This window comes from Brevibacillus borstelensis (assembly GCF_003710865.1).
Lineage (GTDB): Bacteria > Bacillota > Bacilli > Brevibacillales > Brevibacillaceae > Brevibacillus > Brevibacillus borstelensis.
The window spans coordinates 43,874-66,615 of the sequence record NZ_RHHO01000020.1; the positions used below are offsets into that span (position 1 = coordinate 43,874).

25 protein-coding genes, 1 rRNA gene and 1 other annotated feature (1 of these 27 cut by a window edge) are annotated in these 22,742 nt (G+C 51.0%); of the genes, 1 reads left to right on the forward strand and 25 read right to left on the reverse strand.

What is annotated here, in order from left to right; genetic code table 11:
- Window positions 1-31, reverse strand: a sequence feature (ribosomal protein L10 leader region) (it extends 133 nt beyond the left edge of the window).
- Window positions 32-78: 47 nt separating this feature from the next.
- The 15 genes from rplA to EDM54_RS11190 form a co-directional block, all read right to left on the reverse strand.
- On the reverse strand, window positions 79-762 hold the full coding sequence (rplA, locus tag EDM54_RS11120) for a 50S ribosomal protein L1 (RefSeq protein ID WP_003392009.1): 684 nt from the start codon (window positions 760-762) through the stop codon (window positions 79-81).
- A 93-nt stretch (window positions 763-855) separates the two neighbouring features.
- A complete protein-coding gene (rplK, locus tag EDM54_RS11125; RefSeq protein ID WP_003392012.1) occupies window positions 856-1,281 on the reverse strand; it encodes a 50S ribosomal protein L11 in 426 nt (141 codons plus the stop codon).
- Between the two features lie 180 nt (window positions 1,282-1,461).
- Entirely contained in the window at window positions 1,462-1,998 is a 537-nt protein-coding gene (gene nusG, locus EDM54_RS11130; RefSeq protein ID WP_003392014.1) for a transcription termination/antitermination protein NusG, read from the reverse strand.
- 44 nt (window positions 1,999-2,042) lie between these two features.
- The gene (gene secE / locus EDM54_RS11135; protein ID WP_003392016.1) at window positions 2,043-2,258 is read right to left on the reverse strand and encodes a preprotein translocase subunit SecE; all 216 of its coding nucleotides are present in this window, start codon (window positions 2,256-2,258) and stop codon (window positions 2,043-2,045) included.
- 33 nt (window positions 2,259-2,291) lie between these two features.
- Window positions 2,292-2,441, reverse strand: coding sequence for a 50S ribosomal protein L33 (gene rpmG, locus EDM54_RS11140; RefSeq protein ID WP_003392018.1), 150 nt, complete (start codon window positions 2,439-2,441; stop codon window positions 2,292-2,294).
- A gap of 232 nt (window positions 2,442-2,673) precedes the next feature.
- The gene (sigH, locus tag EDM54_RS11145) at window positions 2,674-3,324 is read right to left on the reverse strand and encodes an RNA polymerase sporulation sigma factor SigH (protein WP_003392020.1); all 651 of its coding nucleotides are present in this window, start codon (window positions 3,322-3,324) and stop codon (window positions 2,674-2,676) included.
- Window positions 3,325-3,404: 80 nt separating this feature from the next.
- Entirely contained in the window at window positions 3,405-3,929 is a 525-nt protein-coding gene (locus EDM54_RS11150; protein ID WP_122958194.1) for an NYN domain-containing protein, read from the reverse strand.
- A gap of 1 nt (window position 3,930) precedes the next feature.
- The gene (rlmB, locus tag EDM54_RS11155; protein WP_003392024.1) at window positions 3,931-4,686 is read right to left on the reverse strand and encodes a 23S rRNA (guanosine(2251)-2'-O)-methyltransferase RlmB; all 756 of its coding nucleotides are present in this window, start codon (window positions 4,684-4,686) and stop codon (window positions 3,931-3,933) included.
- Entirely contained in the window at window positions 4,679-5,092 is a 414-nt protein-coding gene (locus EDM54_RS11160; RefSeq protein ID WP_003392027.1) for a Mini-ribonuclease 3, read from the reverse strand. The genes rlmB and EDM54_RS11160 overlap by 8 nt, the downstream gene beginning before the upstream one ends.
- A 16-nt stretch (window positions 5,093-5,108) precedes the next feature.
- Window positions 5,109-6,515 carry a cysteine--tRNA ligase gene (gene cysS, locus EDM54_RS11165; protein WP_024984060.1) on the reverse strand — a complete coding sequence of 469 codons (1,407 nt, stop codon included), beginning with the start codon at window positions 6,513-6,515 and terminating at the stop codon, window positions 5,109-5,111.
- Window positions 6,496-7,161 carry a serine O-acetyltransferase gene (cysE, locus tag EDM54_RS11170; protein ID WP_003392031.1) on the reverse strand — a complete coding sequence of 222 codons (666 nt, stop codon included), beginning with the start codon at window positions 7,159-7,161 and terminating at the stop codon, window positions 6,496-6,498. Before cysE ends, cysS begins: the two co-directional genes overlap by 20 nt.
- A 395-nt stretch (window positions 7,162-7,556) precedes the next feature.
- On the reverse strand, window positions 7,557-9,023 hold the full coding sequence (gene gltX / locus EDM54_RS11175; RefSeq protein ID WP_003392032.1) for a glutamate--tRNA ligase: 1,467 nt from the start codon (window positions 9,021-9,023) through the stop codon (window positions 7,557-7,559).
- Between the two features lie 82 nt (window positions 9,024-9,105).
- Window positions 9,106-9,579 (reverse strand): 2-C-methyl-D-erythritol 2,4-cyclodiphosphate synthase, encoded by a 474-nt coding sequence (gene ispF / locus EDM54_RS11180; protein WP_003392034.1) that lies wholly within the window; start codon window positions 9,577-9,579, stop codon window positions 9,106-9,108.
- Window positions 9,576-10,268 (reverse strand): 2-C-methyl-D-erythritol 4-phosphate cytidylyltransferase, encoded by a 693-nt coding sequence (gene ispD, locus EDM54_RS11185; RefSeq protein ID WP_122958195.1) that lies wholly within the window; start codon window positions 10,266-10,268, stop codon window positions 9,576-9,578. Before ispD ends, ispF begins: the two co-directional genes overlap by 4 nt.
- A 74-nt stretch (window positions 10,269-10,342) precedes the next feature.
- Complete coding sequence (locus EDM54_RS11190; protein ID WP_003392038.1) at window positions 10,343-11,434, reverse strand: PIN/TRAM domain-containing protein; 1,092 nt, start codon at window positions 11,432-11,434, stop codon at window positions 10,343-10,345.
- 291 nt (window positions 11,435-11,725) lie between these two features.
- On the opposite strand from EDM54_RS11190, the gene EDM54_RS11195 reads away from it, so the two are divergent.
- Entirely contained in the window at window positions 11,726-12,121 is a 396-nt protein-coding gene (locus tag EDM54_RS11195) for a nucleoside triphosphate pyrophosphohydrolase family protein (RefSeq protein WP_003392040.1), read from the forward strand.
- 91 nt (window positions 12,122-12,212) lie between these two features.
- Here EDM54_RS11195 and pssA read toward each other — a convergent pair whose 3' ends face one another.
- From pssA to EDM54_RS11245, 10 genes are all read right to left on the reverse strand, one after another.
- Entirely contained in the window at window positions 12,213-12,941 is a 729-nt protein-coding gene (pssA, locus tag EDM54_RS11200) for a CDP-diacylglycerol--serine O-phosphatidyltransferase (RefSeq protein WP_003392042.1), read from the reverse strand.
- A 114-nt stretch (window positions 12,942-13,055) separates the two neighbouring features.
- Complete coding sequence (disA, locus tag EDM54_RS11205) at window positions 13,056-14,132, reverse strand: DNA integrity scanning diadenylate cyclase DisA (protein ID WP_003392045.1); 1,077 nt, start codon at window positions 14,130-14,132, stop codon at window positions 13,056-13,058.
- Window positions 14,133-14,142: 10 nt separating this feature from the next.
- The gene (gene radA, locus EDM54_RS11210) at window positions 14,143-15,513 is read right to left on the reverse strand and encodes a DNA repair protein RadA (protein WP_003392047.1); all 1,371 of its coding nucleotides are present in this window, start codon (window positions 15,511-15,513) and stop codon (window positions 14,143-14,145) included.
- A gap of 120 nt (window positions 15,514-15,633) precedes the next feature.
- The gene (locus EDM54_RS11215; protein ID WP_003392048.1) at window positions 15,634-18,087 is read right to left on the reverse strand and encodes an ATP-dependent Clp protease ATP-binding subunit; all 2,454 of its coding nucleotides are present in this window, start codon (window positions 18,085-18,087) and stop codon (window positions 15,634-15,636) included.
- A 95-nt stretch (window positions 18,088-18,182) separates the two neighbouring features.
- Window positions 18,183-19,247, reverse strand: coding sequence for a protein-arginine kinase McsB (mcsB, locus tag EDM54_RS11220; RefSeq protein WP_003392050.1), 1,065 nt, complete (start codon window positions 19,245-19,247; stop codon window positions 18,183-18,185).
- Window positions 19,248-19,265: 18 nt separating this feature from the next.
- Window positions 19,266-19,784, reverse strand: coding sequence for a protein-arginine kinase activator protein McsA (gene mcsA / locus EDM54_RS11225; protein WP_003392052.1), 519 nt, complete (start codon window positions 19,782-19,784; stop codon window positions 19,266-19,268).
- Window positions 19,785-19,812: 28 nt separating this feature from the next.
- Window positions 19,813-20,277, reverse strand: a complete 465-nt coding sequence (locus EDM54_RS11230; RefSeq protein ID WP_003392054.1) for a CtsR family transcriptional regulator — start codon at window positions 20,275-20,277, stop codon at window positions 19,813-19,815.
- A 211-nt stretch (window positions 20,278-20,488) separates the two neighbouring features.
- Complete coding sequence (locus EDM54_RS11235) at window positions 20,489-21,160, reverse strand: HAD family hydrolase (protein WP_031932711.1); 672 nt, start codon at window positions 21,158-21,160, stop codon at window positions 20,489-20,491.
- A gap of 9 nt (window positions 21,161-21,169) precedes the next feature.
- A complete protein-coding gene (locus EDM54_RS11240; RefSeq protein WP_003392058.1) occupies window positions 21,170-22,291 on the reverse strand; it encodes an MGDG synthase family glycosyltransferase in 1,122 nt (373 codons plus the stop codon).
- A gap of 277 nt (window positions 22,292-22,568) precedes the next feature.
- Window positions 22,569-22,742: ribosomal RNA gene (locus tag EDM54_RS11245) — 23S ribosomal RNA — on the reverse strand; the annotation flags it as partial.

The following is a 22,742-nucleotide window of genomic DNA, read 5'->3' on the forward strand; positions in this document are numbered from 1 at the left end:
CTTCTGTCTACGGCATGGCATATTCTTTTCATCAACAGGAACTATCTTATCAACTTCCACCAGGGAAGTCAACTATCATTATTTTACAGCTACACGAACGCCAGGACCCATCGTGGAGCTGATGGATACGTTTTTCATGTAAACGCCTTTTGCTGCCGCTGGTTTCGCACGGTTCAGCGCTTCAGTCAGCGCAGCGAGGTTTTCAGCCAGCTTCTCGGCATCAAAGGAAACCTTACCGATTGGAGCGTGGATGTTACCTGCTTTGTCAACGCGGTACTCAATTTTACCAGCTTTGATTTCGTTAACGGCTTTGGTTACATCAAATGTAACGGTACCGGTTTTCGGGTTTGGCATAAGGCCTTTTGGACCGAGCACGCGACCCAGTTTCCCTACTTCACCCATCATGTCAGGGGTAGCTACGACTACGTCAAAGTCGAACCAACCGCCTTGAATTTTTGCGATCATGTCTGCATCGCCGACATAATCTGCACCAGCTGCTTCTGCTTCTTTCGCTTTTTCGCCTTTCGCGAAAACGAGAACGCGCTGTACTTTACCAGTACCGTGCGGCAGAACAACTGCACCGCGGATTTGTTGGTCAGCACGCTTCGGGTCTACACCCAGACGGAATGCTGCTTCCACGGATTCGTCAAACTTAGCAGAAGCTGCTTTTTTAACCAGCTCGATACCTTCTGCTACTTCGTATACTTTGTTCTTGTCAATCAGCTTCGCAGCCTCTTGGTACTTCTTGCCACGTTTTGCCATGTTTTAAAATCTCCCTTCAATGTGGTCGTAGCGGTTTGATCCTCCCACAAACAAGGGGCACAGCTCGTGTACCCCTCATTGCAACAAAGACAATTAGTCTTCGATCACGATACCCATGGAACGAGCGGTACCTTCCACCATGCGCATAGCCGCTTCCACGGTTGCTGCGTTCAGGTCAGGGCGCTTCAGTTCAGCGATTTCACGAACTTTATCGCGTTTCAGGGTAGCAACTTTCGTCTTGTTCGGCACGCCGGAACCAGACTCGATACCAGCAGCTTTCTTCAGCAGAACAGCAGCCGGCGGAGTTTTCGTAATGAAAGTAAAGGAACGGTCTTCAAAAACAGTAATTTCTACTGGAATGATCATTCCTACTTCGCTCTCAGTACGAGCGTTGAATTCTTTACAGAATCCCATGATGTTTACACCAGCTTGACCGAGAGCCGGACCTACTGGAGGTGCAGGATTCGCTTTACCTGCCGGGATTTGCAATTTAATTACGCGGATAACCTTCTTAGCCACGTAAGACACCTCCTTACTTCACATGTGGTTATTACGGGGGAATGCCCCCTCCCACTGTTTTGCCGAAAGTCCTATGTAGACTTTCCATCTATAGTGAGAGTGCAAGAAACCCCTTATGGTTGGGGAAATAAGAAACAACATGAAATGTACCACATAGCGTGGTCATTTTCAAGATGAATCCTAATCCAATTTTTGAATCTGTGTAAAGTCTAGCTCGACCGGCGTTTCGCGACCGAAGATATCGACCAGTACGCGAACCTTTTGTCTGTCAGGGTGAATCTCGATGATTTCTCCGGTACGGTTGGAGAACGGACCGTCAGTCACGCGCACCATGTCACGAAGATCAAAATCGACTTTGATTTTGGGAATCTCGATCCCCATCTGACGCAGGATCATATCGGCCTCTTCAGGACGAAGCGCTGTCGGTTTGGAACCAGCGCCCGTGGATCCGACAAAGCCGGTAACCCCAGGGGTGTTGCGCACGACATACCAAGAGTCGTCGGTCATCACCATTTCAACAAGGACATATCCTGGAAACACCTTTTTCGTGACGGTGCGCTTTTTGCCGTCCTTCGTCTCCACTTCTTCTTCCGTGGGTACGAGAACGCGGAAGATCTTGTCTTCCATGCCCATCGACTCGACGCGCTTCTCCAGATTTGTCTTTACCTTGTTTTCATAACCCGAGTACGTATGAACCACATACCATGCTTTTTCCATATCCACAAGGACGTTATCCGTCCGTCCCTCCTAGGCGTGCAAAATTACGTTCCTAAAATCAAATCAATAAGGCGCGAGATACCCAGATCAACGACAAAGAAGAAAGCAGCGAGAAGCGTAACCGTAATGAGAACGACGACCGTGTAGGTGGTCAATTCCTTTCGGTTTGGCCAGCGGACCTTCTTCAGTTCTGATTTCACATCGCCGAAAAATTCACCGGTCCGGCGAAAACTAGATCCTATTCTTGCTAGGAAACCCACACTGCCACCCCCTGACTTCGTCGCTTCCGTTCATTACTTCGTTTCGCGATGAAGGGTCTGCTTCTTGTCACGGGAGCAATACTTTTTCAGCTCGACACGCTCAGTAGTAGTGCGCTTGTTTTTCGTGGAGATATAGTTACGCTCGCCACACTCAGTGCACGCCAACGTGATGTTTACTCGCATTTATTGCCACCTCCATCTCATTTCAAACCTACGTATTCAAAAGAACAAGGATAAAATAGTACGGGAAAACCGCTACTTTTTCCTGACCATTTTAACAAAGCAACCATAGGCAAGAGAGAAATGTGGCCATGGTTACCTAAACAAATTTATCATACCAGTCAACCCATGTCAACAAAACGTCTTGACAAAGCGGAAGCATTTTGTTCCAAAAGAAAAGAGAGATTCTGCGATGCTACAGATGAATCTCTCTGCCTTCCAAATACTTTTCCAATTTGCGTTTTACCCGCTGCAGGGCATTGTCTATCGATTTGACATGCCGCTTGAGTTCTACAGCAATTTGCTGATAGGATCGGCCGTCCAAATACAGCATCAATACCTGACGCTCCAGATCGCTCAGAATTTCGCTCATCTTCCCTTCGATGTCGTCGAATTCTTCGCGATTGATGAACAATTCTTCAGGGTCAGTCACCTTCGTCCCGCAAATCACATCGAGCAGGGTGCGGTCAGAATCTTCATCGTATATAGGCTTGTCCAGCGATACATACGAGTTGAGCGGAATATGCTTTTGCCGGGTTGCTGTCTTAATCGCAGTAATAATCTGACGGGTTATGCACAATTCGGCAAACGCCTTGAACGACGTGAGCTTGTCCCCTCGGAAGTCGCGAATAGACTTGTACAATCCAATCATGCCTTCTTGGACGATGTCTTCGCGGTCTGCCCCAATGAGAAAATAGGACCTCGCTTTTGCCCTTACGAAATTCTTGTACTTGTTGATCAAGTACTCTAAGGCTTCGGCATCATTGTCACGAACCAGATCAACTACCTCTTCGTCGGACATTAACTCATATTGGGCATGCTTCAGCTCCTTGAGGTCAACGCTCACAATGATCCCCCCGCCATCCGGTTATTCCACAGATAGGGCTATTATACATGCGCCGTAAAAAAGCGTCAACCGAATCCAGGTTATTCCCTTCGCCATTTTTCGAATATTTTCGCTATTTCCCCATCCAAGGAAATACGCGTGGAGAAGCGTTCTTCACGAGTCTTCTCCACCTGCTCTTTGATCTCCTTGCCGATACTTTCCATGTCATGAAGCAACTCCCTCGCTGACTTGCGCAAGGCTCCCTGGCCAAAAATGACACGCTGGGATGTATAGTCCGAGGTCGCTACATAAATTTGTCGATTTTTCGCGTAATGTTCTGCCACAAGCTGCTCAATTTTTTCATCGGCCGTCTCTTTTTTCTTGGTGAAATAGATGTCTATCTGATAATCGCTCATCTGTCTTCCGATACCCGGCACATTGTAGGCATCAAATACGATCATGACCTTTATGCCCGTAAAGCTCTGGTAATCTGCCAGCTTGGAGATCAACAGATCACGGGCTTCGTCCATGCGCTCCTCCTCTTTGAGAACGCGCAGGTCGGGCCAGGCTCCGATGATGTTATAGCCGTCAACAATCAAAAGTTGCTTGGCTTTCCTTTTTGCCATGTCACTTCACCTGTGCCGACAAAGGACTCCTCGCGCGGTAAACTTCGTACATGAGAAGGGCAGCAGCTACTGAGGCATTCAGCGAGGTGACATTTCCCGCCATGGGCAGGCTGTACAGGAAATCACAGTTGTCCTTTACCAATCTGCTCATGCCCTTGCCTTCGCTGCCGATCACGATCGCCAGCGGCATCGAGTAATCGCCTTGGCGGAAGTCTTGTTTGGCACTGGCGTCCGTCCCGGCGATCCAGACGCCTTTTTCCTTCAGTTCCTCCATCGTACGAACCAGGTTGGTCACCCGCGCTACGGGGACGTAGTTGATTGCGCCGGCGGAGGCCTTTGCTACAGTCGCCGTCAAACTGACCGAACGCCGTTTCGGAATGACAATTCCGTGCGCTCCCACCGCATCTGCCGTCCGCATGATGGACCCCAGGTTGTGGGGGTCCTCGAGCTCATCGAGCAGTATGAGGAACGGCAGTTCATTGCGTTCCTCGGCTCTCTTCAGAATGTCCTCCACTTCGACGTAGTCATAGGCGGCGACTGAGGCAATCACACCCTGGTGATTGTCGGTGCCGCAAAGCTGGTCGAGCTTTTTGCGGTTGGCCGTGGTGACAATCACCCCTTGCTCCTTGGCAAGGGAAAAAATGGGTCCCATCAAATTTTTATTGGTCCCTTCCGCTATCCATATCTTGTTCATGGTACGGCCAGACCGCAACGCCTCGATAATCGGATTCTTTCCGACAATCCACTCTTCACTCATGTCCGTATACTCCTTCCACAATGGCAAATGCCTGCTCCATAATCTCCGCCAGCCGCTCTTCTTTCCCGCACAGATACAAGTAGCCGACGAGCGCCTCAAAAGCGGTAGCGTGCCGGTAATCGATAATATCGGCATTCTTTGCGCTGGAGCCGGATTTGGCGTTGCGCCCGCGCCTCACCACCGCTGCCTCCTCTTCCGTGAACAGAGGCATCAGGGTCAGCAGGATGTTAGCCTGCGCTTTTGCAGAGACGTACTGATTGGCCGTCTTGTGAAGCACATTTGGCTTGACCAGACCTTTTGCGATTAAATGGTAGCGAACGCAATGCGAATACGTAGCGTCGCCCAAAAAAGCGAGCACCAGCGGATTTAACAAATGCGGGTCTTTTGATAGCTCTTCCTTTTGCATGTTTTGTTATGCCCCTTTATTTTCTGCGCCAGCGAACACCTTGAGGGGTATCCTCCAGTACAATTCCCTTTTCGCTGAGGAGATCGCGAATCTCGTCGGCACGAGCAAAGTTGCGTAAGCGGCGCGCTTCCGTACGCTCTCCGATGAGCGCCTCCACCTCGCTGTCCAGCAGCTCCTCCGCCTGTTCAAGCTGCACGCCGAGTACGCTCGTCAGCTCCGTCAGCAGCGAGAGATACTGCTCGACTTGCTCCCGACCGACATTTTGATTGCGCAAGTACAGATTGGCTTCCTTGACGACCTCGTAAACGACCGTAATCGCATTGGCCGTATTCAGATCGTCGTCCATCTCGGCAATGAACTGTTCCCGCAGCTGACTGATCGTGCGGGCCTGTTCTTCGGCCAGCCCGTTCGGCTCCTGCGGCCGGGCAGTCTCCAGGCGATGGCGGAGATTGGCGTAAGCCGTCTTAATGCGCTCCAATCCATTGGCAGCCTGTTCGAGAAGATCATCGCTGAAGTTGATCGGATTGCGGTAGTGACCCTGCAGCATGAAAAATCGGATCAGCTCTCCGCCGTAATGCTGGATCAGGTCGCGTGCAAGGATGAAGTTTCCGAGCGACTTGGACATTTTTTCATTGTTGATGTTGAGCATACCGTTGTGAAGCCAGTAGCGGGCAAATACTTTTCCCGTGTAGCACTCAGATTGAGCAATTTCATTTTCATGGTGAGGGAAAACAAGATCGGCTCCCCCCGCGTGAATATCGATCTGGTCTCCGAGAAACTTCAATGCCATTGCCGAGCACTCGATATGCCAGCCGGGACGGCCTTCTCCCCACGGACTGCTCCAGCTTACCTCACCCGGCTTGGCTGCCTTCCACAGCGCAAAATCAAGCGGGTTTTCTTTCTTTTCATTGATCTCTACGCGAGCGCCCGCCTGCAGCTCATCGAGAGGCTGATGGGAAAGCTTGCCGTACTCGGTGAAACGACCTGTGCGGAAATAAACGTCACCCTCACTATCATAGGCATATCCTTTTTCAATCAGTCCTTCGATAAACTGAATGATCTCCGGAATGGTCTGCATGACCCTGGGCTGGATGTCCGGCGGCAGGATATTGAGGGAACGCAGATCTTCGTTAAAGGCGTCTGTATACCGATCTGCCACCTCTTTTACCGTGATGCCCTCCTCGTTGGCTTTCCGGATCAGCTTATCGTCGACATCTGTAATATTTTGCACAAAAGTAACCTCGTAGCCCCGGTATTTCAGGTAGCGGCGGAGCGTATCAAACACAATGGCCGGACGGGCATTGCCGATGTGGATGTAGTTGTACACAGTCGGTCCGCACACGTACATCTTCACTTTGCCGGGTTCCAGTGGAACAAACGCTTCCTTTTGTTTGGTCAGCGTATTAGTGAACTGAATGCTCATTATCCTTCTTATCCTCCCTCAAAGCGCTCACTTCTTTGCGCAACTGCTCGATTTCCTGCTGCATGGTCCGAATCATGTCCGCCACCGGGTCGGGCAAATTGACGTGGTCCAGATCATTCGTGACCTTTTTTCCGTCCTGTATGCGGATGCGGCCCGGAATACCTACGACCGTAGAATTGGGCGGCACCTCCTGCAGCACGACCGAGCCTGCCCCGATCTTGGAATTATCTCCGATTTTAAAGGAACCCAGCACTTTAGCCCCTGAAGCGATAATTACATTATTGCCTACAGTCGGATGCCGCTTCCCTTTTTCCTTGCCTGTCCCGCCCAATGTTACCCCTTGATAAATGGTGACATTGTCACCGATCTCACAGGTCTCCCCGATCACGACACCCATCCCGTGGTCAATAAACAGCCGGTTGCCGATCTTGGCCCCTGGATGAATCTCGATTCCGGTGATGAAGCGGAAAAACTGCGAAATAGCCCGCGCAAGCGTAAACCAACCGGCTTTCCAGCACTTATGGGCAATGCGATGTCCCCATATCGCATGAAGTCCGGAATACGTCAACACCACTTCGAATGTGCTGCGTGCTGCCGGATCACGCTCAAATACTGCCTGAATGTCATCCCTCATCTGTGAAAGCACAGGGTTTCACCTCCTGCTTCGTTTACCTCTCCAAAAATGATTGTAGAAAAACAAAAACGCCTCTGCCGCCTTCGAATCAGAAGGAGGCAGAGACGGGTTGAACCGCGGTTCCACTCTGCTTAGATCGCCAATTGTCCGTCAAAATGAACGAACACGGCAAATCTCGCTCTTTCCCGATAACGGCGGGCCACCGATTGCCCTACTGCCGGTCTTGTCAATACAGATAGACGCCGGGTTCGGGGTCACAGCTCACAGGTGCATTTCCTGACAGGTCTCGCCGGACGGCTCTCACCTTTCCATCCTCTCTTTGGACGAGACTTGCTGCAGTACTCTCCTGGTCATAGCTATATTGCATCAGGCGATCAAAAACGTCCGCCCTTGCAGTATTCATTTCCTTACTCGCCGTTTGCCAATACGCGCTTTACACGCTCAAGCACGGTCTGTTGTCCCAGCAGATAGAGCGTTTCCGCCAGATCGCGGCCATGCGCCTGACCGGTGGCCGCAACGCGGACCGGCATGAACAGAGCCTTTCCTTTATGGCCTGTTTCTTTCTGCACGTCTTTCAAAATGGCCTTGATCGTATCTGCATTATATTCAGCAGCCGCCTCAAGGTGTTTGGCAAAGGAAGTCAATACCTCCGGCAATTGCGGTTCCTTGAGTACAGCTCTTGCCTCTTCATCGTACACCACTTCTTCGAGGAAGAAAAGAGCGGCCAGCGGCACAATCTGCGCACAGTACGACATCTGCTCCTGATAGAGGGCGACGATGCTGCGTACCCACGCCTTTTTCTCCTCGCTCAGTTCCTCATCGATAAAGCCGGCTTTTTGCAAATGAGGAATGCACATCTCCGTAATCAGATCAACCGATTGACGTTTGATGTAGAAGTTGTTCATCCAGTTCATTTTCGTGGAGTCGAACACTGCCGGCGATTTGCTCACGCGCTCTTCCGAGAACAGCTTGATCAGCTCGTCCAGCGAGAAGATCTCTTCTTCTCCGCCTGGAGACCAGCCGAGCAGCACCAGGAAGTTGACGATCGCGTCCGGCAGGAAACCGAGCTCGCGATACTGTTCAATAAACTGGATGATGCTCTCGTCGCGCTTGGACATCTTTTTGCCTTCCTGATTGAGGATCAGCGCCAGATGGCCAAACTGAGGCGGCTCCCAGCCAAACGCTTCGTAAATCATCAGCTGGCGAGGCGTATTGGACAGATGCTCCTCCCCGCGGAAGACGTGACTGATCTTCATCAGGTAGTCGTCAATGACAACAGCAAAATTGTAAGTCGGGATCCCGTCCGGTCGACAGATGACAAAGTCGCCCATCTCTTTGGAATCAAACGTAACCTGCCCGCGAATCAAATCGTTGACCACGTACTGTTTGTCATCCGGCACCATAAAGTGGATGGATGGGGTGCGGCCCTCCCTTTCGTACTGTTCACGCTGTTCCGGTGTAACATGGCGATGCTTCTCCAGGATGCGCGGCGTTTCTCCACGGGCGATCTGTTCCTCACGCTCCGCATCGAGCTCTTCCTTGGTCGCGTAACAGTAGTACGCTTTCCCTTCAGCCAGAAGCTGATCGATGTACTTGCGGTAAATGTCGAGACGATCCATCTGGCGGTAAGGTCCGTACGGGCCGCCGATGTCCGTCCCCTCTTCCCAGGTGATGCCCAGCCACTTCAGATTTTTCATCTGTTCTTCGTCGGCGTTTTCTACGTTCCGGGTCTGATCCGTATCCTCGATCCGAACGATGAAAGAGCCTCCGTGATGCTTGGCGAACAAATAGTTGAAAAGTGCAGTGCGCGCACCGCCAATATGTAAATGTCCAGTCGGACTTGGAGCATACCGTGTGCGGATTTCTTTAGCCATGATTGCGCCATCCTTTCGTGAAGCAATAATCGCTTCCTTCTGTCACTTCGTATCTACGGGTTAATCTTACACCCAGTCCGCATTACTTGACAAGCAAGCAGGCGGCTTGGGCAGCAATTCCCTCTCCTCGTCCGGTAAAGCCCAATTTTTCCGAGGTGGTGGCCTTTACGTTAACCTGCGACAAATCCTCTGCTTCAAGCACTCTGGCAATCAGCTCGCGCATCTGCGGAATATAAGGGGCCATTTTGGGAGCCTGCGCAATGATCGTAGCGTCGAGGTTGCCCAGACGGTATCCCTTTTGTTTAACCAGCTCCCACACATGCTCCATCAGCTTGACGCTGTCGGCATCTTTAAAGGCAGGGTCCGTATCGGGAAAGTGACGGCCGATATCGCCCTCGCCAATCGCCCCGAGCAATGCGTCGCTGATCGCGTGCAGCAGGACATCAGCGTCCGAGTGGCCGAGCAGCCCTTTTTCATACGGGATCGTTACTCCGCCAATAATGCAAGGACGTCCCTCCACTAATTGATGTACATCAAAGCCTTGTCCGATTCTCATGATCCCTCTCCCTTTCTTCTCCGCAAGATTTCTTCTCCAAACCACAGATCATCCGGCGTGGTGATCTTGATGTTTTCGTAACTTCCCCGGACAACACTGACGGTATGCCCCAGCCATTCGACCAGCATCGCGTCGTCGGTACCTGTCTTGCCTGCCTGCAATGCCGCTTCATGCGCCTCTCGCAACAAGGAAACGAGAAAAGCTTGTGGGGTTTGGACCGCCCACAAGCTCTCGCGTGCCGGGGTCGACTGGACTACTCCGTCAGCCCCTACCACTTTGATGGTATCCTTGACGGGAACGGCCATGATCGAAGCCCGATCACGCCGCACCTGCCGAATCATCTCGCTGATTTGTTCACGAGTTACGAAAGGACGGGCAGCATCGTGTACCAGCACGTACGAGCAGTCTGAGGAAAGAGCAGCCAAGCCGTTTCTGACGCTGTCCTGCCTTTCGGCTCCGCCAAGCACAACGGTCAGCTTCAGCTTCTCCTGGCGCTTCCACTCCAGTACCTCTTCATGATCCTGTGCGCTTACCACCAGTACAATTTCCCCGATTTCGGGATGGCTGGTGAACAGGCGTACCGTACGAGTCAAGATCGGCTCACCGCCAAGCGGCAGCCAAAGCTTGTTACGTTCTGCTCCCATGCGCTTCCCGGAACCAGCCGCAACGATTACGACTCCCGTTTCCACGTTACTTCCTCTCCAGTCTCTCTGCTCTGGATGTTCGAAAAGGGAGGCTGCATCCCTCCCCTTCGCTTCATCCCTTACAACGCTTTTTCCAAAAGCTTCGGCTTGGCGAAGATCATCCTTCCAGCCGATGTTTGCAATACGCTGGTTACGAGCACTTCCAGATCGTGCCCGATGTAGTCGCGGCCGCCCTCAACGACGATCATCGTGCCATCGTCGAGATAAGCCACTCCCTGGCCATGCTCCTTGCCGTCCTTGATGACTTGCACAGTCAGCTCTTCGCCCGGGAGCACCACCGGTTTTACTGCATTGGCCAGATCGTTGATATTCAGGACAGCCACTCCCTGCAGCTCGCACACCTTGTTCAGGTTGAAATCATTGGTGACGACTTTGCCGTTCATCACCTTCGCCAGCTTGATCAGCTTGCTGTCCACTTCCGAAACTTCTTCAAAGTCTCCCTCGTAGATCTGAACCTTTACCTTCATTTCCTTTTGAATCTTGTTTAGAATGTCCAGACCGCGACGTCCGCGGTTTCTTTTCAGTACATCGGAAGAATCAGCGATATGCTGCAGCTCCTCCAGCACAAAACCGGGGATAACGAGTACGCCCTCGAGAAAGCCGGTCCGGCAAATGTCGGCGATTCGTCCGTCAATAATCACGCTTGTATCCAGGATCTTGTACTCCACGTTGGACGGAGACCCGCCACTTTCCTTCTTGGACTTGTCCTTGCGCCCGATGGAAAAGACGGACATGATCTCGTCGCGCTTGCGGAATCCCACCTGAAAGCCGAGATAGCCGAGTAATGCGGAAACCATCAGCGGCAGCAAATCGCTGACTACCGGTATCGGGATGTTGCTGAGCTGGAGAAATAATAAAAAGGCAACGATAAGACCAATAATCAACCCCAAAGCTCCAAACATGACATCCACGATCGGCAATTTTAACAGCGTCTCTTCACCCCAGCGGACGATTCTCAATGTGTAATCGACAAACCAGTTGGCGAAGAAGAAGAACAGCACGGCTCCCAAAACAGCTCCGATGTAGCTTGTGTACTTGAAGTCACCAAAATTTAAAAGCGTGTTCAAGAGGTTAAAAAGATCAGGACCAAACTTGAAGCCCAAACCTCCTCCGACAAGTATAAAACAAATTTTCCCTAATCGGCGAACCATGCTTTCACCTCCTTGATATTAATATAGACAGAAGCTTTGCTGAAAAACCCTGCTTATCAAAAACATAATGCTAACGAATATGCTGCGAGACTTTCCCTCACTATAACAAAAGTTAAATTCTAGTGTCAAATAGCCAAAAATTTTAACATACATGGCAATTTAACGTCAATGGAGAACTTCCGTTTCCCTCGCTTTCAAATTGACAGCAGCCGGATTCCCTTCTTATAATGACAGTAATGCATTGAATAAAAATTCTGAAGATGGTAGCAGCCTAAAGCAGAGGTGAATCATATGGAAAAGCGAAACGTGGACGACTTTCAATCCCAAGTTTCGGAGCTGCTGATCAGACATCGCAGCGTTCTGGACGTTATGTCCAAAGTTCAAGAAAGCGCAGCCCGCATCAACCGTTCACTCACCAAAGCCATCACCGAATGCGGCTGTGTCGAAGTAGTGGCCAGAAAGCAAACCTACGATCCCCAAAAAAGCCTGCAGGATAACCAGACACTGCTGGACACACATTTTTCCGGCCCTTTGTGCGAGCATTGCCGTGACGTAGTTACCGCTGAACTGGGCAAAAATCTCTTTTATCTCACTGCGCTATGCAATATTACTGATATCCGGCTCGAAGATGTCATCCAAAAGGAATCGGAGCGGTTACATACCCTTGGTGTATTTAACCTTTCATAAAGCTCCCATTTGGTATTACGAATGAAACAACAAAAAAGTTGCGTGCTCACAGAAAAAACCCGCTTCCATAGAGCGGGTTTTTTGCGCGCGGTTATTCAAATGGCAGCGATTCGTTTTCTTCCTTCTTTTCTTTTCGCAATTTTTTCAGGAGTAGGTCAACGTTTTTTTTTATCCCGTAAAGTGCGTAAAATGCCAATGGCAAGAAGACAATTTTCGGGAACTGCTGCGGGTATTTGACCGCGAAAACGACTACGATCGCAACGATAATGGGTGTGATCCAATACGCTGCTTTGGGAATCCCCACTTTTTTGAAGTTGGGGTACTTGATGTTGGATACCATCAGAAAAGCGAGCAGCAGCATGCTGACCGCGAGCAACGCTACATTAAACACATGATGGTACAGCGCAAGCGTAGCCAACACCCCGCCTGCAGCCGTAATCGGCAACCCGATAAAATAGCCTGGCACACCTGCTTGTACGTTAAAACGGGCCAGTCGCAAAGCACCGCAGATCGGGAAAACGGCTGTTACGAAAATGCCGATCAAATTGAGATCTTGCAGGGCCACCACGTACATGATAAAAGCCGGGGCCACTCCAAATGTAATCACGTCGGAAAGAGAATCCAATTCTTTGCCAAATTCGCTCTGTGCATTCAGCATGCGAGCCACGCGTCCATCCAGACCATCCATCAACATACCAATAATTACCGTAATCGCAGCATACTCCACATATTGGTTGCCCTGAAAGGCGAGAATGATGGCTACGATACCCAAGAACAAATTGCTCACGGTTAGCATGTTCGGTAACGATTTAACGAACATAGACTACCTCCTGGTTTCCTGCGCAAAGGAGAAACGGGTATGGCAATTCTGCCAGCCCTTGCTTTGTAATCCTTTGGCAATATCAAAACAATAATGTCTCTATCCTATTCTAACTCAAATGTGTCTGTCAATGAACACCTGTTCTTGAATTCTCTTCAGTCCGTCTTTGATCGCCCGTGCGCGAACCTCTCCAATGCCGTCAACCTCGTCCAGTTCTTCGATCGTTGCCATCATGATTCGGGGCAAATTGTGAAAATGCTCAACGAGATTTGAGATGATCGAAATGGGAAGGCGAGGAATTTTGTGCAGGATCCGATACCCGCGGGGCGAGAGAGACTCTTCCAGCATGTTCGGGTTGGCCGAATAACCGAGAATCCGTAAAAAAGCCCCCATTTCGAGCACCTCTTCTGCTGAGAGCTTTTTCATCTCCTTCAAGACTTGCTCTGGCTGCACGGCAGGATTTTTGGCGTAATCGCGGATCAGCATGTGCGCTTCTTCTTCGATATTGCCGACCAATTCCTCCAGCTGCATGGTGACAAGCCGGCCTTCCGTCCCTAATTCGTATATATATTTGGTGATCTCTGCTTTAATGCGCAGCACCATTTCGATTCTCTGCAGCACAGAGGTTACCTCATGGAGCGTCACCAGCTCTTCGAACTCCAGCGCTCCGAGGTTGGTTAGGGTCTGATCGAGTACAGCCTTGTACTTTTCCAGCGTGGAAATCGCTTGGTTGGCCTTGGCCAGAATCACGCTGATCTCGTTCAGGACATAGCGGAATGGACCTTGGTACAAGGTAATGACGTTGCGACGCTGGGAAATGGCGATGACCAGGTAGTTTGTGTGCAGTGCTGTTCTTTGCGCCGTTCGATGACGGGTCCCTGTTTCACTCGAAGGGATCGCAGCGGGAGGAAACAACTGGGTATTGGCATACAAGATTTTTTTTGCATCCTCACTAACTATGATCGCCCCGTCCATCTTGGCCAATTCATATAAATGTGCCGGAGTGAAGTCGCAATTAATGGAAAACCCCCCGTCGACAATGTTCTTCATATCCGGACCGAATCCGACAACGATCAAACCGCCGGTTTTGGCCCGCAGCACGTTTTCCAATCCCTCTCGGAGCGGGGTTCCGGGAGCAACAAGACGAAGCACATCGCTGTAGACAGGTTCTCTTTTGTTTGTATCAAGCATACAGGTGCCCCTACCCCCTTAGCACTTCGCTTAATGCTTCCGAAATATTGCTTACACCGACTACCTCGATGTCCGATGGAACGTCAAGACCGCGGATATTTTTGGACGGGATGATCACCCGTTTGAATCCTAGCTTGTGCGCTTCGCGAATCCGCTGTTCAATCCGGGACACGCCGCGGACTTCACCCGTTAATCCCACTTCCCCGATCACGACATCATGGGGATTGGTCGCGTGATCGCGAAAGCTGCTGGCAATGCTGACAGCTATCGCCAAATCGACAGCGGGCTCATCCAAACGGACACCGCCAGCCACGTTGACATAGGCATCCTGATTTTGCAGCATGAGACCCATGCGCTTCTCAAGCACTGCCATGATCATGCCGACTCGCTGGTGATCCACGCCGGTAGCCATCCGACGCGGGGTCACAAAGCTGGTCGGTGCAACCAGCGCCTGAAGCTCTACCAGAACCGGCCTGGTTCCCTCCATGCTGGCCACTACAGTCGAGCCAGCGACGCCGACCGGACGTTCTGCCAAAAAGATTTCCGAAGGGTTTCCAACTTCCTCGAGCCCCTTTTCTTTCATCTCAAAGATGCCGATTTCATTCGTCGAGCCAAAGCGGTTTTTCACTGCTCGCAAAATGCGGAACGTATTATGCCGTTCCCCTTCAAAGTACAAGACCGCATCCACCATATGCTCCAGCATGCGGGGCCCGGCAATCGCGCCTTCCTTCGTCACGTGACCGACGATAAAAGTTGCGATTCCTTTTCCCTTGGCGATTCGCATCAGTTGAGAGGTTGTTTCCCTCACCTGTGCGACACTCCCCGCCGCTGATTGGACAGCGGGATGGAAGACAGTCTGAATCGAGTCGATGATCAGGACCTGGGGATCGACCTGGGCAATGTGCTGCTCAATAAGCTCCAAATCGTTTTCTGCAAGCACATACATCGGCGGCGTGCTCATTCCGAGCCGATCGGCACGCAATTTGATTTGCTTGGCGGACTCCTCGCCGGATACGTACAAGACCTTTATTCCCCCGTGTGCAAGCGCGAACGACGTTTGCAACAGCAAGGTAGACTTCCCGATCCCCGGGTCTCCGCCGACCAGAACCATTGAGCCGGGAACGAGCCCTCCGCCCAGAACCCGGTTTAATTCACCTATCGTTGTATCCATCCGCGGCTCTTCTTCGCCGGCCACCTCTGTCAGCGGAAGGGCTGCTGTTTGCCGCTGTCCGCCACGCAAACTCTCATGACGGGAGGCGGTCTTTACCGCAACCTCTTCCACCATCGTATTCCAATTGTTGCATCCAGGACATTTCCCCATCCATTTGGGCGATTCATAGCCACATTCTTGACACGCGTATTTCGTTTTATACTTGGACATAGTTTGTACCTCGTTTTGGGATTCTCCTCTATACGATTATCATACATGATGAAAACAAAAAAAGAATACCTCCTGTATATTGAGGAGGTACCCTTTCTAAACGTTTGCCTAAACCTCTGGTTATGAGGTTGTTTTCTCCAGACGTTTTACTACAAGCTTTTCATCTTCAGCATCTATCGAAACAGTGTCGCCTTTGCTGATGCTGCCTTTCAAAAGTTCTTCGGACAATCTGTCTTCGATGTTGCGCTGGATAGCGCGGCGCAGCGGCCTTGCCCCGTAAGCGGGATCGAAGCCCTCCTTGGCCAGCACTTTCTTGGCAGCATCGGTAAGTTGGAAATCGATCTCCTGCTCTCTCAGACGCTTGCGAAGATCTTCGGTCATCAAGGAAACAATCTGCTCGATATGCTCCTGCTCCAGCGAGTGGAAGACGATGACTTCGTCAATCCGGTTCAGGAACTCGGGGCGGAAGCTTTTCTTCAGTTCTTCCATGACCTTGTCTTTCATGTCCTGGTATTTCTTCTCTGTTTCATTGCCGGCGGTGAAGCCGAGCGTTGTGTTTTTCTTGATCAGGTTGGCTCCGACGTTGGATGTCATAATCACAACCGTGTTGCGGAAATCAACGGTTCTGCCTTTGGAGTCGGTCAGGCGTCCATCGTCCAGCACCTGCAGGAGAATGTTGAAGACATCCGGATGCGCCTTTTCAATTTCGTCCAAAAGGATGACGGAATACGGTTTGCGGCGGACCTTCTCTGTCAGTTGACCGCCTTCATCGTAACCGACATATCCCGGAGGAGCTCCGACCAGACGCGCCGTGGAATGTTTCTCCATGTACTCCGACATGTCGACCCGAATCATCGCGTCCTCGTCGCCAAACAGCGTCTCGGCAACCGCCCGGGCCAATTCCGTTTTCCCTACCCCTGTAGGGCCAAGGAAGATGAAGGAGCCGATCGGACGTTTCGGGTCTTTCAAGCCGGCACGAGCACGGCGGACGGCGCGAGCAACCGATTTGACTGCCTCATCCTGCCCGATCACTCGATCATGCAGAATTTCTTCCATTTTCAAGAGGCGCTCTGTCTCTTCTTCTTTCAGCTTGACGACCGGGATTCCGGTCCAGTTGGCCACTACGTGGGCGATATCTTCAGGAGTGACCTCCATGTTCAGTTGGCCCTGACGCTCTTTCCAGTCCTTCTTCGTTTTTTCCAGTTCTTCGCGCAGCTTCTGCTCCTTGTCGCGCAGAGACGCTGCTTCTTCGAACTCCTGAGACTGGACAGCCGCGTCTTTTTCCTTGCGCACTTCTTCCAGACGCCCTTCCAGTTCCTTCAGATTAGGCGGAACAGTAAAGGATTGGAGACGTACTTTGGACGCCGCTTCGTCGATCAAGTCAATTGCTTTGTCCGGCAGGAAGCGGTCTGTAATGTAACGGTCAGACAGTTTTACCGCCTGTTCAATCGCTTCATCGGTAATTTTCACACGGTGATGCGCCTCATAGCGATCACGCAAGCCATGCAGGATTTTGATCGCGTCCTCTGTGTTCGGCTGATCGACCTGAATCGGCTGGAAACGGCGCTCGAGGGCTGCGTCCTTTTCAATATACTTGCGGTATTCATCCAGCGTGGTTGCGCCGACACACTGAAGCTCACCGCGTGCCAGAGCTGGCTTCAAAATGTTGGATGCATCAATCGCACCCTCTGCTCCGCCTGCACCGATCAAGGTGTGCAGCTCGTCGATAAAGAGGATGATATTTCCGGCCTGACGAATCTCATCCATGATTTTTTTCAGGCGGTCTTCAAATTCCCCGCGATACTTGGTGCCGGCGACGACTGTCCCCATGTCCAGCGTCATCACGCGCTTGTCGCGAAGCGTTTCAGGGATTTCGTTGTTGATGATCTTTTGCGCAAGTCCTTCGGCAATTGCCGTCTTCCCGACACCAGGCTCCCCGATCAACACGGGGTTGTTCTTGGTGCGGCGGCTCAACACCTGGATCACTCGCTCAATCTCTTTTTGGCGTCCGATCACCGGATCAAGTCCGCCATCACGGGCGATTGCGGTCAAGTCTCTTGCCAGACTGTCCAGGGTCGGCGTATTGGCCGCAGGATTGCTGCCTGACGGCTGGTGGGAATTCATCATTTCCGAGCTTCCCAAAAGCTGAAGGACTTGTTGGCGGGCTTTGTTCAGGCTTACACCCAGATTGTTCATGATTCGTGCGGCAATGCCTTCTCCTTCACGAATCAACCCAAGCAGGATATGCTCGGTGCCCACATACGTGTGCCCCAGCTTTCGGGCTTCGTCCATGGAAAGCTCAATCACTTTTTTGGCACGGGGTGTGTAGTTTGGGGTATAGTTTCCGCCCGCTTGCTCAGTCCCGCGGCCAATCAAGGATTCTACTTCACTTTGAATTTTATCGAGACCAAGTCCGAGCGACTGCAACGCCTTGGCTGCAATCCCCTCTCCTTCACGAATGAGACCGAGCAGCACATGCTCTGTTCCGATATCCTTATGACCCAATCTAACGGCCTCTTCCAAGGCGAGTGCCAACACTTTTTGCGCGCGTTCGGTAAAACGTCCAAACATCATATCTTCTGCACCTCCAGTAACCATCTTTATATTCTATGCGTTGTTTCCTTATATTTTTGCGTATAACAGCGATGATGGACAGCGAAAATTCTTGTTTACTGTCGAGCAGACAGTTTCTCCCGAATCAGCCTTGCTCTGCGTTCGTCCCGCTGGTCGGGCGACAGCTTTTGACCTGCGTGATGCTGCAGGAAGCCCGGCTGAGTCGTCACGAGCAATTCATTTAAGACGAGATGGGAAATGTTTTTCACAATCCCCAGATCAATCCCCAATCTGACATCGGAAAGCCTTTGGGCTGCTTCCTTGGATTCAACCGTCCGGGCGTACTGAAGAATGCCGTACGACCGGAGAATCCGGTCCTCCAAAGTGATTCTGGAGTGTTCAACCAGGTACCGGCGAGCCACTCGCTCCTGCTCGATGATCTGCCTTGCCACACCGTACAGGTTGGAGAGGATATCCGACTCGGACATCCCGAGCGTCACCTGGTTGGAGAGCTGGAACAAGTTGCCCAGCGCTTCGCTGCCCTCCCCGTAGATGCCCCTCACGACCAATCCGACTTGATTGATCGCCTGCAATATCCGGTTGATCTGCTGTGTCATCACGAGCGCCGGCAAGTGAAGCATCACCGATGCCCGTATCCCTGTTCCCACATTGGTCGGGCAGCTCGTCAAAAAGCCTCTGTTTTCATCGAATGCGTAGTTTACATGTTTTTCAAAAATGTCGTCGATTTTTGTTCCCATATCCCACGCCTGCTGGAGTTGGAAGCCTGGCATCAGCACCTGGATGCGAATGTGGTCTTCTTCGTTTACCATGATGCTGATCGATTCGTCATTGCTTAACAGCACGGCTCCCTTTCGAGATTCTTCTGCCAAATGAGGGCTGATCAGGTGTTTCTCGACGAGGACGCGCTTTTCCAGCGGATTTACCTGTTCCATCTGGATGAGCTCGAGTGGTCCGAGCTTTTTCATCGCCTCGGTCTCGCTCACTTCTGTCACCTTGCGAACCACTTCCTCTGCCTGCGAGTCAGTAGCCAAAAGCGGGAAGGGATGCTGGCGAAGGTTCCGTGCGATCCGAAGCCTTGTACTGATGACGATGTCGGAATCAGGGCCCTCGCCCTTCATCCAGTTGCTCCAAGGGTTTTGCATAAACTGTTGTTGGGACATGTTCCTCACCTCCCCTGTTTACGATTGACCCAGCTTTTGTTCAAGTGCCTTGATGCGGTCGCGAATTTCCGCAGCTTTTTCAAACTCTTCGCTGGCGATATGCCGTTGAAGCGCTTGTTTCAGTTGCTCCAGCTCCTTGCGCCGCTTCAGTTGGCCGCCGGTACGTTCCGGAACCTTGCCGATGTGCTGCGTATTCCCGTGAATCCGTCGGAAGAGCGGATCCAGGCGGTCACCCAAAAACGTGTAGCAGTCGCTGCAGCCAAAGCGGCCGCTCTTGCTGAATTGGGCGTATGTCAGTCCGCAGGTCTCGCAGCGCAGCGCTTTGTTTGCCGGAGTGTCCTGTGTTTTTTTCTGTGCCGGATCGAAATGGAGCAGGCCGGAAAGGAGATTATGGATGCTGAAGTTATGAAAACCGGGAAAGACGTCTCCTTTTTCCTGGGCACATTGCTCGCAAATATGGTATTCGGTTTTTTCACCGTTGACGATCTTGGTCAGATGAAGCGTAGCCTGTCGTTTGCCGCATTCTTCACAGTTCATCCTATCGTCCCTCCTGCCAATGCATTGGTTACCGCAATAAAATCGTGGCGATCATCTGCTTTAACATGGTAGCCCGTAAACGGTCTCTCAATTCAGCATCCACTAAAAGCACACTGCGCGAAGTAGCGATCTTCATGAGAGCCGCCTCCCGTTGACTGACCAACTTTTCCTCCAAAAGGCGGTCGATGATCGCATAACCGACACCTTGCGTGATGCTTTCGCCAATCAGCTCTTCAGTGAGCAGCTCCTGCAGTTTGGCTTTGCTGACAATCTGTACCTTTCGAATCCGGATGTAGCCTCCGCCGCCACGCTTGCTTTCGACGACGTATCCCTTTTCTACAGTAAATCGGGTATTGATGACGTAATTGATTTGAGAAGGCACACACTGAAAGATGTCGGCAAGCTCGCTACGCTGGATCTCGATAGAGCCGTCTGGACTTTCCGTTAAAATTCGCTTTAAATGCTGCTCTATGATGTCCGAGATGTTACGCATTAGTCGCCTCCTGTTCACAGTGTTTGCTCTTTAATTATTGACTTTGACTATCTTTGACTTTAATTATAATGCGTTTTTTTGGGGTTTGCAAGAGGGGAGACACTTTCTAGTGTTGGCAAAATGGACGGAGTTGAAACCAAAACGAAAAGCCATCCCTCATGGAATGGCTGTAACGATTACGCTTTTTTATTGACCGGCAAGACGTCTATTTTTATGTGTGCTGCCGATCAGGTATGTGGGTCAAAAGATCGGTAAATCGTGTAATGATCACATCAGCACCATCGAGCTCGCCTGGCTTGGCGAATCCGAAGTCACACCCGATCGTTTTTAACCCGTTAGCCAGCCCCGCCTCCACATCGGAGTGCCGATCCCCGACCATGACCGCTTGTTTTACCTGATAATCCTGAAGCAGCTTGGCCACGAGGTCCTTTTTGGATCGGGTGCCAAAACGTCCAGCCGAGTAAAGATCAGTAAACAATGGTTTGATCCCGAAGTGCTCGCAAATCTCGTCGATATAGCGCTCCAACCCGTTGCTGGCGACAAAAAGTGCTGTTCCGTTGGCATGCAGCTCCTGCAAGACCTCGCGAACTCCCGGGTACAAGTCCGCAATCCCTTGTTTCAACAAGATCAGTTCATTCTTCAGCATCAGCTTGTCTGCTACTTTCTTGATCTCTTCGCTTGCTCCTGGAAGCAGTTTCTCCCACAGTTGTTCGATCGTCATCCCCAATACATTGGTCAGTTCCTGCTCATCGGGGGTGGCTCCGTTCCAGAGCCCTTTCTCTCGCAGCTCCTCAAATGTCTTCTGGAATGCGGGTGTGGAGAGCCGCTCTGTTTGCAGCAGCGTACCGTCCATGTCAAAAAGAACTGCAAAGGGAATGCTCATGATGTCCTCCTATCCTTCTTCTCCCGCCGAGCTTTGCATGTCGTTGCGGATAAACTCAGCGATATTTTGTGCCGCTTTCGGTTTTGCTATTTTTTGAGCCATCCTCTTCATGTATTCCACCTTCGTGGGATCATGGAGCATCTCGTGAATAAAGTAGATCAGCTGCTCGGATACATGGGCGTGAACGGCACATCCATTGTTTAACAAGAAATGGCTGTTTCGCTCCTCCTGTCCTGGGAGCGGGTTGTAAATAATCATGGGAACCTGCTTGCTCATAACCTCAGCCGAGGTCAAGCCGCCTGATTTGGTTACAATCAGGTCGGCAATCTCCAGATACTCATGGAAGTTGTTGACAAAGCGCAGCGGTATCACATTGTGCCGATACGTATTCTCGGTTACCTTGCGATACAGCTTGTCATTCGTCCCTGTCAGGATAAACGCGGTTATTGGCATATCAATATGCTCCAGACCGGCAAGAACTTGTTCCATTGATCCAAGCCCCAATCCTCCGCCTGACAATATGATGCTCAAGTGATCGGACGGTACCTGGAGTTTTTCCCGAACCTTATCCTTCTCCAGAGGCTGGCTATATTTGCGCATGATGGGTATGCCCATCGGAATGAACTGGGCATGGTTGTGCCGATAAATGTCCACCAGATAGTACAGCTGTTCATGAGCGATAAAGTAATAGTTAATGTGATGATTAATCCATGATGGATGAATCGTATAATCCGTGATAATGGTATAGATCGGTTCTCTCCAATCGTTTCGGCCTTTTAGTACGGAGAGCATGCAGCTGGCAAATGGATGCGTCGCAATAAAAGCATCTGGTTGCACACTGTTGATCAGTTTTTTTAGTTTATTGGCCAACAATTTGTTCATTAACACGTTCATGTCAAAAAATCTGGTTTTCTCGGTGTTGTGGTAAATGCGTCCCCACATTTTCGGTGATAAACGAAGCAGGTTCATGTAGCTTTCCAGCAAGATCTTGTGAAACGTCGGGCTGATGTATTCCAAGGTATCGATAATCATCGATGTGTAGCCGATCTCGGCTAGGCTTTCCTGCATGGCTCTGGCTGCCTGATTATGCCCGTTGCCAATGGAAGCAGAAAAGATCAAGATCTTTTTCATGATATATCTCCTTCATTTCCTCACTCTTTGCTTTCTTCAACGTTAGATTCGATCCATTATCATGTTAGTGTACCCTTCTCCGCTCTGCAAGGGGGAAGTTGTCGGCGCAGATTGATAATATCTCGACAGGTTTCCTCATTCTGTGCTTCTGTATGAAACGTTATCCGTTATTTGACAGAAACTGCAACCTCCAAAAATCAAAAAAGCCCAGCTACCAATCGGTAACCAGGCTTGCTTCGCGCCTTCAAAACTGGATATGCATGCTGCAAGGATTTGTGTGGATAAGTCCTCGACCGATTAGTATTCGTCAGCTCCACGCGTTGCCGCGCTTCCACACCGAACCTATCAACCTCATCGTCTATGAGGGGTCTTACCAGCTTAACGCTGTGGGAAGTCTCATCTTGGAGGGGGCTTCACGCTTAGATGCTTTCAGCGCTTATCCCTTCCGCAC

What these genes read in the sequence shown, in the direction of transcription:
- pssA (WP_003392042.1), bottom strand. Translation starts at nt 12,941, where the DNA reads ATGTTCGTTAAATCGTTACCGAACATGCTAACCGTGAGCAATTTGTTC.
- gltX (WP_003392032.1), bottom strand. Translation starts at nt 9,023, where the DNA reads ATGGCTAAAGAAATCCGCACACGGTATGCTCCAAGTCCGACTGGACAT.
- mcsA (WP_003392052.1), bottom strand. Translation starts at nt 19,784, where the DNA reads ATGAACTGTGAAGAATGCGGCAAACGACAGGCTACGCTTCATCTGACC.
- EDM54_RS11230 (WP_003392054.1), bottom strand. Translation starts at nt 20,277, where the DNA reads ATGCGTAACATCTCGGACATCATAGAGCAGCATTTAAAGCGAATTTTA.
- EDM54_RS11190 (WP_003392038.1), bottom strand. Translation starts at nt 11,434, where the DNA reads ATGGTTCGCCGATTAGGGAAAATTTGTTTTATACTTGTCGGAGGAGGT.
- EDM54_RS11160 (WP_003392027.1), bottom strand. Translation starts at nt 5,092, where the DNA reads ATGCAAAAGGAAGAGCTATCAAAAGACCCGCATTTGTTAAATCCGCTG.
- EDM54_RS11150 (WP_122958194.1), bottom strand. Translation starts at nt 3,929, where the DNA reads ATGGCAAAAAGGAAAGCCAAGCAACTTTTGATTGTTGACGGCTATAAC.
- EDM54_RS11240 (WP_003392058.1), bottom strand. Translation starts at nt 22,291, where the DNA reads ATGAAAAAGATCTTGATCTTTTCTGCTTCCATTGGCAACGGGCATAAT.
- ispF (WP_003392034.1), bottom strand. Translation starts at nt 9,579, where the DNA reads ATGAGAATCGGACAAGGCTTTGATGTACATCAATTAGTGGAGGGACGT.
- cysS (WP_024984060.1), bottom strand. Translation starts at nt 6,515, where the DNA reads ATGAGCATTCAGTTCACTAATACGCTGACCAAACAAAAGGAAGCGTTT.
- rpmG (WP_003392018.1), bottom strand. Translation starts at nt 2,441, where the DNA reads ATGCGAGTAAACATCACGTTGGCGTGCACTGAGTGTGGCGAGCGTAAC.
- EDM54_RS11215 (WP_003392048.1), bottom strand. Translation starts at nt 18,087, where the DNA reads ATGATGTTTGGACGTTTTACCGAACGCGCGCAAAAAGTGTTGGCACTC.
- radA (WP_003392047.1), bottom strand. Translation starts at nt 15,513, where the DNA reads ATGTCCAAGTATAAAACGAAATACGCGTGTCAAGAATGTGGCTATGAA.
- rlmB (WP_003392024.1), bottom strand. Translation starts at nt 4,686, where the DNA reads ATGAGTGAAGAGTGGATTGTCGGAAAGAATCCGATTATCGAGGCGTTG.
- EDM54_RS11195 (WP_003392040.1), top strand. Translation starts at nt 11,726, where the DNA reads ATGGAAAAGCGAAACGTGGACGACTTTCAATCCCAAGTTTCGGAGCTG.
- mcsB (WP_003392050.1), bottom strand. Translation starts at nt 19,247, where the DNA reads ATGTCCCAACAACAGTTTATGCAAAACCCTTGGAGCAACTGGATGAAG.
- EDM54_RS11235 (WP_031932711.1), bottom strand. Translation starts at nt 21,160, where the DNA reads ATGAGCATTCCCTTTGCAGTTCTTTTTGACATGGACGGTACGCTGCTG.
- nusG (WP_003392014.1), bottom strand. Translation starts at nt 1,998, where the DNA reads ATGGAAAAAGCATGGTATGTGGTTCATACGTACTCGGGTTATGAAAAC.
- rplA (WP_003392009.1), bottom strand. Translation starts at nt 762, where the DNA reads ATGGCAAAACGTGGCAAGAAGTACCAAGAGGCTGCGAAGCTGATTGAC.
- disA (WP_003392045.1), bottom strand. Translation starts at nt 14,132, where the DNA reads ATGCTTGATACAAACAAAAGAGAACCTGTCTACAGCGATGTGCTTCGT.